At 63.5% G+C, this 9,030-nt stretch carries 12 protein-coding genes; all 12 read left to right on the forward strand.

Translation table 11 applies throughout. The features are described from left to right. Positions 1 to 241, forward strand: a 241-nt coding sequence (locus tag EN964_RS15355) for a hypothetical protein (RefSeq protein ID WP_206528722.1), incomplete at its 5' end; no start/stop codon positions are given. Beyond that, positions 238 to 672 carry an N-acetyltransferase gene (locus tag EN964_RS15360; RefSeq protein WP_127266764.1) on the forward strand — a complete coding sequence of 145 codons (435 nt, stop codon included), beginning with the start codon at positions 238 to 240 and terminating at the stop codon, positions 670 to 672. The genes EN964_RS15355 and EN964_RS15360, both read left to right, overlap by 4 nt. Continuing rightward, entirely contained in the window at positions 669 to 3,509 is a 2,841-nt protein-coding gene (locus EN964_RS15365; RefSeq protein ID WP_127266765.1) for a DNA methyltransferase, read from the forward strand. Before EN964_RS15360 ends, EN964_RS15365 begins: the two co-directional genes overlap by 4 nt. Further along, entirely contained in the window at positions 3,506 to 4,234 is a 729-nt protein-coding gene (locus tag EN964_RS15370; RefSeq protein WP_127266766.1) for a hypothetical protein, read from the forward strand. Before EN964_RS15365 ends, EN964_RS15370 begins: the two co-directional genes overlap by 4 nt. After that, on the forward strand, positions 4,227 to 4,535 hold the full coding sequence (locus tag EN964_RS15375) for a hypothetical protein (RefSeq protein ID WP_127266767.1): 309 nt from the start codon (positions 4,227 to 4,229) through the stop codon (positions 4,533 to 4,535). Before EN964_RS15370 ends, EN964_RS15375 begins: the two co-directional genes overlap by 8 nt. Beyond that, the gene (locus tag EN964_RS15380; protein WP_236383315.1) at positions 4,532 to 4,900 is read left to right on the forward strand and encodes a hypothetical protein; all 369 of its coding nucleotides are present in this window, start codon (positions 4,532 to 4,534) and stop codon (positions 4,898 to 4,900) included. The genes EN964_RS15375 and EN964_RS15380 overlap by 4 nt, the downstream gene beginning before the upstream one ends. Further along, on the forward strand, positions 4,897 to 5,190 hold the full coding sequence (locus EN964_RS15385; protein WP_127266768.1) for a hypothetical protein: 294 nt from the start codon (positions 4,897 to 4,899) through the stop codon (positions 5,188 to 5,190). Before EN964_RS15380 ends, EN964_RS15385 begins: the two co-directional genes overlap by 4 nt. Beyond that, positions 5,187 to 5,747: a hypothetical protein gene (locus EN964_RS15390; protein ID WP_127266769.1), complete on the forward strand. Its 561-nt coding sequence runs from the start codon at positions 5,187 to 5,189 to the stop codon at positions 5,745 to 5,747. Before EN964_RS15385 ends, EN964_RS15390 begins: the two co-directional genes overlap by 4 nt. A 103-nt stretch (positions 5,748 to 5,850) precedes the next feature. After that, positions 5,851 to 6,627, forward strand: coding sequence for a hypothetical protein (locus tag EN964_RS15395; protein WP_127266770.1), 777 nt, complete (start codon positions 5,851 to 5,853; stop codon positions 6,625 to 6,627). Next, positions 6,624 to 7,802: a helix-turn-helix domain-containing protein gene (locus EN964_RS15400; RefSeq protein WP_127266771.1), complete on the forward strand. Its 1,179-nt coding sequence runs from the start codon at positions 6,624 to 6,626 to the stop codon at positions 7,800 to 7,802. Before EN964_RS15395 ends, EN964_RS15400 begins: the two co-directional genes overlap by 4 nt. Beyond that, complete coding sequence (locus EN964_RS15405; RefSeq protein WP_127266772.1) at positions 7,771 to 8,448, forward strand: transcription termination/antitermination protein NusG; 678 nt, start codon at positions 7,771 to 7,773, stop codon at positions 8,446 to 8,448. Before EN964_RS15400 ends, EN964_RS15405 begins: the two co-directional genes overlap by 32 nt. A gap of 144 nt (positions 8,449 to 8,592) precedes the next feature. Continuing rightward, entirely contained in the window at positions 8,593 to 8,886 is a 294-nt protein-coding gene (locus EN964_RS15410; protein ID WP_127266773.1) for an HNH endonuclease, read from the forward strand. Positions 8,887 to 9,030 lie beyond the last annotated feature (144 nt).

A 9,030-nucleotide genomic window follows, 5' to 3' on the forward strand; every position in this document is an offset into this window, starting at 1 on the left:
GAGGGCGGCCGCGCAAGGCGGTGCCGGCATGACCGAATTTACGAAACATCTCGCCTTCGCCCGCGCCGACGCGCTTGAGCTGCGTAGCTTGCTCAAGCGGACTGAGGATATCCCGCCGGATCAAATGGCTGCTCACCTGGCGGCCCTGCGCGTTCAGCACGCGATGATTGGCCGTGATCTGGACAGGCTCCAGAAGGCGGTGCCCGCCTTCGCCAAGGCTACGGAGGGCAGGCCGGCATGACGATCCGTTACATGAACGTGCCTCTGGCGCCCGACTGGATGAAGATTGCGAAACGCTTCTTCGCCAGGATGATCACTGAGGGGGCGATCGATGCCGGACGGGAGAAACTGACAGGCTTCGAATGGGGCGTGTTCGCGCTCGAAGGAACGGGGCAGCGGTCAAAGCCGGTCGGCATGGCGATCTACTACCAGCCGGAAGGCCATGACCTGGTCTGGCTCGATCTGCTCTATGTCGAGCCGTCGCATCGTGGCCTCGGCATCGCCACGGCCCTGATCGAGCGCACGTCCGCAGCGGCTGCGACGATGGGCGCGGGGCGACTGGATTTCGGCGCGCTCTGTCACAACACCCGGATGTTCGCCCTGGCCGAGAAATGCGGCTTTGCCCAGATTGCGGTGCAGTTCGGGCGCGACATCAAGGCGGTGCCGGCATGAACGCGCTCGCCTCCGACGATCCCTACCTGACCTTCCTGCGCGGCAAGATGCAGCTGGCGAAAGCCGACGGCTTCGATGTAGCACTCGACGACATCAACCCGGCCGGTGCCCCGCATTGCCGGGCGATCGTGCGCTGGGCGCTGAAGGGCGGCAGCCGCGGCATCTTCGCGTCGTTCGGGCTGCACAAGACGTTCATGCAGATCGAGCTGATGCGCCTGATCGGCAAGTTCGCGCCCGGGCTGCGATTGATCGTCATTCCGTTGGGGGTGCGGCATGAGTTCTTCGCCGAGGCGGCGGAGCGGTTCCAGGGTGAATTCGGCGTCACGCTGAAATTCATCCGCAGCGATGCCGAGGTCGACAGCGCCGACACGATCTACCTGACCAATTATGAAAGCGTGCTGGCCGGCAAGATCGACGCGTCGCGCTTCGTTGCCGCCAGCCTGGACGAGGCGGCGGTGCTGCGCGGCTATGGCACCAAGACGTTCCAGACATTCCTGCCGCTGTTCAAGGCGGTGCGCTTCAAGTTCGTCGCCACGGCGACGCCGTCGCCGAACCGGACCAAGGAACTGATTCACTATGCCGGCTTCCTCGGCATCATGGACACCGGCCAGGCGCTGACGCGGTTCTTCCAGCGCAATTCGGAGACGGCCGGCGACCTGACGCTGTTCCCGCACAAGGAAGATGAGTTCTGGCTGTGGGTGCACAGCTGGGCGGTGTTCCTGCAATCGCCGTCGGATCTCGGCTTTCCCGACGACGGCTATGTGCTGCCGGCGGTGACGGTGAACTGGCACGAGGTGCCGATCGACCATTCGACGGCCGGTTACGACCGCGATGGGCAAGGCCTGCTGATCCGCAACACGGCGCTCGGCGTGGTGCAGGCCAGTGCCGCCAAGCGCGACAGCCTGGCAGCCCGCATCGACAAGATGAGCGCGCTGCTTGCCGAGGATCCTGCTTCGCACGCCCTGCTGTGGCACGACCTCGAGGATGAGCGGCGGGCGATCGAGGCGGTGGTGCCGGGCGTGCGCTCGATCTATGGCACGCAGGGGCTGGACCCGAACGAACAGAACGCCATCGGCTTCAAGGACGGCAAGTTCAAATACCTGGCCACCAAGCCGGAAATGTCGGGGGCCGGCAACAATTTCCAGAAACACTGCCACTGGGCGATCTTCGTCGGCGTCGGCTTCAAGTTCCATGACTTCATCCAGGCGGTGCACCGCATCGTGCGCTTCGGCCAGCTGCAGGAATGCCGCATCGACATCATCTTCTCGGAAGCCGAGCGCGAGGTGCGCCGCAACTTGGAAGGCAAATGGGCCGAGCATGAGCGGCTGATGGCGCGCATGGCGGAGATCATCCTCCGCTATGGACTCGACGGCCTGCCGCTCGACGACGTGCTATCACGCTCGATCGGCGTCGCTAGACGTGAAGAGCGCGGCGACATGTTCGTCATCGCCCACAATGATGCGGTGCTGGAGGCGCGCCAGACGGCAAGCGCCAGCGTCGGCGAGATCGTCACCTCGATCCCGTTCGCCAACCACTACGAATACACGGCGAGCTACAACGACTACGGCCACACCGACGACAACGACCATTTCTGGGCGCAGATGGACTTTTTGACGCCGGAGCTGCTGCGCATCCTGCAGCCCGGCCGGCTGGCCTGTATCCATGTCAAGGACCGGGTGCTGTTCGGCTCGGTGACCGGTGAAGGCGTGCCCACCGTGTCGCCGTTCCACGCCGAGGCGATCTTCCACTATCTGAAGCACGGCTTTCAGTACATCGGCATGATCACCATCGCCACCGACGTGGTGAAGGAGAACAACCAGACCTACCGGCTGACCTATTCCGAGATGATGAAGGACGCCACCAAGATGGGCGTCGGCTGTCCGGAATATGTGCTGCTGTTTCGCCGGCCGCAGAGCGACCTGTCGCGCGGCTATGCCGACCAGCCGGTGGCGCATGCAAAACCGCTGGTGGTTGCGGCCGATGGCCAGCACGAGCGCTGGAGCGATGGCGACCGCCGGCCGCAGGTGCCCGACAGCGGCTACACGCTGGCGCGCTGGCAGCTCGACGCGCACGCCTTCTGGCCGTCGTCAGGCGACCGGCTGCTGACCACCGATGAGCTTGTACGGCTCGGGCCGAAGCCGCTGCGGACGCTGTTCCAAAAAGTCTCGGAAGAGGCGATCTACGATTTCGAGATGCATGTGAAGCTGGGCGAGGAACTGGCCGCGCGCGACAGCCTGTCGAAGACCTACATGACGCTCGATCCGCCTTCGAAGCATCCGGCAATCTGGACGGACGTGGTGCGCATGCTGACGCTGAACGGGCAGCAGGCGTTCCGCAACCTGGAAAAGCATGTCTGCCCGCTGCAGTTCGACATCGTCGACCGGCTGATCGACCGCTACTCCAATCCCGGCGACATCGTCTACGACCCGTTCGGCGGGCTGATGACCGTGCCCTATCGCGCCATCCTGAAGGGCCGGCGCGGGCAGGCCTCCGAACTTTCCGACACCTATTTTCGCGACGGCACGCGCTACTGCCGCGAGGCGGAAGCCAAGCGCGCCGTGCCGACCATGTTCGACATGCTGGGCATTGATGAGATCGACCAGGCCGTCGAGGCGAAGGGCAAGCAGAAATATCGCGAGGCCGTGGCGGAAACGATCGCCGAGGCGCGAACCACCAACCGGCGCACGTTGCGGGCACTGCGTGATCGGTTGCTCACCCTGTCCGATGACGACCTTGCACGCGAATGGAACGGGTTCGACGACGGCTTGCTCTACGCCTACGGCGAGGATGGCGATGAGCTTGTGATCGGTGGCAATGTTGCGGAGGCGGCGGAGTGACCTTCCTTGGCTGCGAAACGATCTATGGCACCGACGGCGAGTATTCGACGCCGTACATGACCCGTCTATGGTTTGGCCGGCTGCGCCTGCACATCTTCCATCGTGGCGATGCCGATCCCAATCCTCATGACCATCCGTGGGATTTCTGGACGTTCCCGCTGACCAGCTACGTCGAGGAGTTCACGCTCCCGATACTCGAAAGTGATCGCGATCATGCCGAGTTGCCAATGGTGGCCCTCAAGATGGGATGGGCTACCAAGCGAAGGCTGGTTCGCGCGTTTCGCATCCACCACCGCAATGCCAGATACCTGCACAGGGTTCTGGGGCGCTTCTCAGGAGAATGGTGGCACGACTGGCCCGGGCGGGTGCGTGGAGCCCCGCCTCTGCCGTGTTTCGATGGGCGCAAGATCATCACCATCGTCTGGACTGGGCGACCATCACGAAAGTGGGGATTTTTCCGCTACCGTGACGGTACCTGGTGTTGGACGCCGTGGCGGGAATACATCTTTGGCGGCGGAAAGCACGCACCGTGCGAGCCGCCCCAATACGATCCCGATAAGAATTCAGCAGGTTGTTATGCAGCCGCGATCGAGGCGAAGCGGCTCCGAGGAGATGCACATTATCCCGAGCCGAAAGAGCGCGCACCGGATCCTGAGACCGAACGCCAGTTGAAGGAGCTGAAGCGTGCGCTTGACCGCAAGCTGCGGGAGGCCGGCAATGGCTGACCCGTTCGACCGCGACCGCTTCGCCGCAACCGTGCGCCGCCGTCTTGACGGCGTCTCTGTCCGCCAAGCTGTGGACGCCTTCCCTGCGCTCAACGTCGCCATGATCACACGGGCCAAGCAGAGCCGCTCAAACCTGACGGTGGGCAGCTTCCTGACCCTTTGCAAGGCGCTTCGACTGCGACCGATGGATTTCTATCTCGCCGATGTGAAACGCCGCCGTGTGACGCGGAAAACACTGCTTAGTCAACCTGTTACAGCATGCGTTCCATGTGAAACGCGGCATGAAGGCGATGCGCGATGACTGGTTCTTGGAAGGCCGAACAAGACCGCCAGTCGCAGGAATTGGCGGAGATCATCAATCGGGAGGATGGATGGATGACCGATTTCATGCTCCCGATCCTGCGCGAGTTGCACGATGCCGATGGTGATCGCGCGCGCGCCGACACCCTGCTCCGCATGCCCGATTCCGTGATCCTCAAATATCACGAGGTCATCGCAGCCGCCTGTCGCCGGGCTGGGTTCGAAGCCGGCTGGAACTTCGTCGCATTGCGGCTTTCGCTTGGTCTCGCCGTGCGCGATGCCGCAGGCATGCCGCCCGCTGATCTCGCCGCCAGTGCCGAACTGTTCCGCGCCGGCCTGGCTGAATTCGCGGGAGGTGCTTCATGACCGCGCTCGGCAGACAAGTCGATCCCCTTGCCCGCGCGCTGGCGCCCGTGGTGCGCGAAATGCTGATGGCGGAGGTCGAGCGAATAGCGGCTGCGATCCCGGCAGCAAAGCCGAGGACAATCAGCAAGGCCGATGACGACATCATGGAGGCGTGTCGCCAGGTTGCCGGCGCGGCCGACCGTTTGGCGCAGGCGAAGTTCGGTGCAGGCGAGATCGCCGCTCGTAAATCGCTGGAACGGGCGGCGAAGGTCTTGGGCCGCGCCATGCGCAAACACGGGCGCATGCCATGAACGCCGCCGTTCTCTCGCCCAACGCGACAAAGCTGCTCGCCATCCGCGAGTCACTCGCGGCCATCGCGCCGGCCGATTGGACGCGCGTGCATGGCGAGGCCGGAGCCTTCGTAGAGGCGCGCGGCGAGATGGGCGAATTGCTGGTGCTGCTGCGCTTCGATGCCGCGACGGTCGACGAGATCGACTTCGTCTGCAATGCGCCGGACACCGTGGCCTTCCTGCTGCGGCTGCTCGACGATGCGTTCGGCAAGATCCGTGACTTAAGGGGCGAGCCGGCGCCACGCCGCCAGATCGAGCAGCGCGGCGAACCGGCGGCGAGCGACGTGAAAAACTTCGCCGCCGAGTGCGGCATGAAGTGCCAGGAGCCGGCGTTCAAGGTGTTCCTGCATGAGCGGCATGGGCTGGAAAAGCCACTGACCGACGAGCGCGTGGCGCAAAAGGTGCGCAGCCTGCTCGGCGTGCAATCGCGAAAAGAACTCAACAATGGCGGGGCGGCAAGCGAAGCGTGGAAAGCGCTGCGCGCCAGCTTCGCCGCATGGCTGAAGGCGGAACGATGAACGCACCCTTTTCACTCGACAACCGGATGACGGTCGTTCTCTCCGCCGGCATGGGCGGTGGCTGCGATGGGCTGGTGCGGCATGCCTTTGCGGAGGCTGCGGAATGAGCGAAGTCCTCTTCTACGTCGGACTACACCAGCCATCCGATGGTCAGCATTTCGGCCGCGCTTGTATCAGCTGGCGGCGGTTGCTCGGCCGCAAAAAGCCGCTCGGTTGCGGCGAGGTGCTGATCGATAGCGGTGCTTTTACCGAGGTGGTTAAGCATGGCGGCTATCGCAGCAGCGTGGCCGAATACGCCGCCGCACTGCGCCGTCTTCATGCCGATGGCGTCGCCACCATCGTTGGCGCCGTGGCGCAGGATTACATGTGCGAGCCGATTGCGCTGGAAAGCACCGGCCTGACCATAATCGAACACCAGAAGCTGACCATCGAGCGCTACGACTTACTGGTCGCGGAAGATTTGCCGTTTCCGATCCTGCCGGTCCTGCAGGGCTATGCGCCCGAGGACTATGTCCGGCACATCGAGATGTATGGCGACCGGCTGAAACCCGACATGTGGGTCGGTGTCGGCTCGGTGTGCAAGCGCAATGGCGACCCGGCACGCATCGTCGAGGTGCTGAGCGCCATCCATGCCGCGCGGGCCGATCTGCGGCTGCATGGCTTCGGCATCAAGCTCACCGCGCTCAGCCATCCCGGCGTCAGAGCCCTGCTCTACAGCGCCGACAGCATGGCCTGGAGCGATGCGGCGCGCAAACAAGGCCGTAATGCCAATTCCTGGACCGAAGCAGCTCGCTACTGTGATGCTGTCGGAATTGCCATCGCGCTACCTCCTGCCCCTTGGCAGATGCCGTTGCCGCTGTCCAATCGGAGGGCGGCATGAGCGAGGAAGCCACCATCCGGCGCGGCGTCCGCAATGCCCGCTACACCACGGTGCCGAACCACGTGTTCGAAGATGTGCGCCTCTCCATGGAGGCGCGCTGGCTGCTGGGCTATCTCCTGTCGAAGCCGGACAACTGGACCGTCATTCTCGGCGACATCGCCAGGCGCGGCGGCTGCGGGCGCGACAAGGCGCGCAAGATCGTCAACGAGTTGGTCAAGCACGGCTATGCCGACAAGGAACAGGAGCGCGAAGACGGGCGATTCGGCAAGCTTTCGCTGGTCATCTTCGACGAGCCGCGCGAGCTTCGCGACAGTGCCGCCGGCGAAGGTGTTGCATCTTTGCCGCAGACTGAAAACCCGTCGACGGTGATGCCGTCGACGGTGAATCCAACACTAGTAAATACTGATGGTTTAGCAAAACCTGACAGTAGTTTTGAGAGAGAGCGCGAGCGCGAGGATCGACGAAGATCAGAGGCGCTTTTCTACAAATCGTTCAAGGGATGGGACCGTTTCGACGTCTCGCCCAAGCCGCCGATGCTGGCCGAGTGGTTCAAGCTTTCCGCCGCCGACCAAGCCGAGTGCGCACCGTGCGTGCCGCTGTTCCTGGCCGAGTGCCGCAAGGCCGGCGTCAAGCAGGCCTGCGCCGTGGCCACCTTCATCAAGGACCGCATGTGGGTGCCGTTCCTGCCGCGTCTGGCCGCAGCGACGGCGCCGGCGCAAGAAGCCACCGCGGCACCCTTCGGCAAGCTGTGGCAGGCAGCCCGGATGAAGCAACTGCTGACCGGGCCGAAAGCCGCCATGCCGCCAATGACGCGGTTCCAGCAGGACGCAATTGCGGCCGGCACCATGGACGGCGAAGCGCTGCAGCTGGAGCGTCAGGCCAAGCACGGATGGCCAGCGGTGAACGCCATGCACGACCGTGCCCGCTTCGGCGGTGGCGTGACGGTGGCGGCAACGCTGCAGCCCTTGGCCGAGATGATGGAGCAGGTCCGTGTCGGCACCGATCGCTGGACGGAGTGGGAGGTCGAGCACCATCGGCGCGGCTGGCCCTGGCTGCCTGCACCGGGACACGTCGAATGGGTGTGGATGCCGGCTGGCGGGCCGGCAGGATTGGAAACGTTTGAACAAGCGGTGCGAGGAAACCATGATGCGGGCGGACGTGAAGCGGCTGAGTGATGCGGAAGTGATCAATCTCGACCGCTGCTATGCCGAATCGGACAGGCAGCAGGGCATGAGCCGAAGGGCACAAGCGCTGCTGGCGGGAGCCGGCGAATCAGGACCGGTGCGCTGCTGGTACGTTCTTCGCGTTTCGGTTGGTCATGAAAATGCTGTGGATGAAGCTCTGCGGAAACTCTTCGTGGAAACGTGGTTGCCGGTCGACAGCACACAGCCCAAGCGCCGCGGAGGTCGTTCCAAGGCCAAGCGGGAAGAACAGGACAACCCTGCTTTGCCCGGTTATCTGATGATCTACGTCTCGGACACCGACCGTGTTCTGATCGGCATCAAGGCAGTGGATGAGGTTGTCGACATCGTCGGCGGATGGATGCAGCCAAAGCCTGTTTCGGAAAGCGATATCAATGGCTTTCGTGCTTTCCTCAAGCTCTCAGAGCGTGAGCGCCGCAAGCTTGCAGCCGAGGAGATGAAGAGGCGCAAGCCTATAGCCGAAGGTGATCGAGTGACGGTGACCGATGGCGCATTGGCTGGTCGCAAAGGCACGGTATCGCGGGAGGCTAATGACGCCTCCCTCTGGGTCGACATAATGCTGTTCGGCGGCACCGTGTCGGCGATGATCCCCCTTGCGAATCTCAGCAAGACAGAATAGCGAGTCCGTCCTAGGACGATCCGAACCGTGAAGCACATTCGCTTCCGAGGCTGTGTTCGCACCCATCCCAGTGAGGATGAGGGAAGCGCCAGGCGGACCCAGGTGAAGCGAGCAGCTTCACCGCAATGGAAAAGATTCCAGACAATGAGCAGCAACACAGCGCCTTGGCGGCGCTGGTATAAGACCGCACGCTGGCAGCAGGTGCGGCAGCGCATCCTGCTTCGCGACATGTACACCTGCCGCAAGACAGGCGTGCTGCTGATCGGCAAGCACCCTGCCCCGAACAGCCCAGTCATCCACCACGACAAGGAACATCGTGGCGACGAGGTGCTGTTCTGGGATGAAGACAACCTGATAGCCGTGTCCAAGGAATGGCACGACAGCGAAGCGCAGAAGGCCGAGCAGGTCAGCCTGCAACATCGAGGCGTCTGGTACTGACCATCGCCGACCAACCGGGGGGGCGGGTCGAAAGTCCGGAAGCCCCTCCCCGCCGGACCCGCGTCCCCCACATTCGGAGATTTTTTTCTGATGGAGCCGAATTTTGACCTGTTCGGTCAGCCGGTTCGTGAGGGCTTCGGTAAC

The organism is Mesorhizobium sp. M7A.F.Ca.CA.001.10.2.1 (assembly GCF_003998575.1).
Lineage (GTDB): Bacteria > Pseudomonadota > Alphaproteobacteria > Rhizobiales > Rhizobiaceae > Mesorhizobium.

Excerpts from the sequence above, each read along its gene's own strand:
- EN964_RS15360 (WP_127266764.1), top strand. The coding sequence starts at position 238 with ATGACGATCCGTTACATGAACGTGCCTCTGGCGCCCGACTGGATGAAG.
- EN964_RS15365 (WP_127266765.1), top strand. The coding sequence starts at position 669 with ATGAACGCGCTCGCCTCCGACGATCCCTACCTGACCTTCCTGCGCGGC.
- EN964_RS15375 (WP_127266767.1), top strand. The coding sequence starts at position 4,227 with ATGGCTGACCCGTTCGACCGCGACCGCTTCGCCGCAACCGTGCGCCGC.
- EN964_RS15380 (WP_236383315.1), top strand. The coding sequence starts at position 4,532 with ATGACTGGTTCTTGGAAGGCCGAACAAGACCGCCAGTCGCAGGAATTG.
- EN964_RS15385 (WP_127266768.1), top strand. The coding sequence starts at position 4,897 with ATGACCGCGCTCGGCAGACAAGTCGATCCCCTTGCCCGCGCGCTGGCG.
- EN964_RS15390 (WP_127266769.1), top strand. The coding sequence starts at position 5,187 with ATGAACGCCGCCGTTCTCTCGCCCAACGCGACAAAGCTGCTCGCCATC.
- EN964_RS15395 (WP_127266770.1), top strand. The coding sequence starts at position 5,851 with ATGAGCGAAGTCCTCTTCTACGTCGGACTACACCAGCCATCCGATGGT.
- EN964_RS15400 (WP_127266771.1), top strand. The coding sequence starts at position 6,624 with ATGAGCGAGGAAGCCACCATCCGGCGCGGCGTCCGCAATGCCCGCTAC.
- EN964_RS15405 (WP_127266772.1), top strand. The coding sequence starts at position 7,771 with ATGATGCGGGCGGACGTGAAGCGGCTGAGTGATGCGGAAGTGATCAAT.
- EN964_RS15410 (WP_127266773.1), top strand. The coding sequence starts at position 8,593 with ATGAGCAGCAACACAGCGCCTTGGCGGCGCTGGTATAAGACCGCACGC.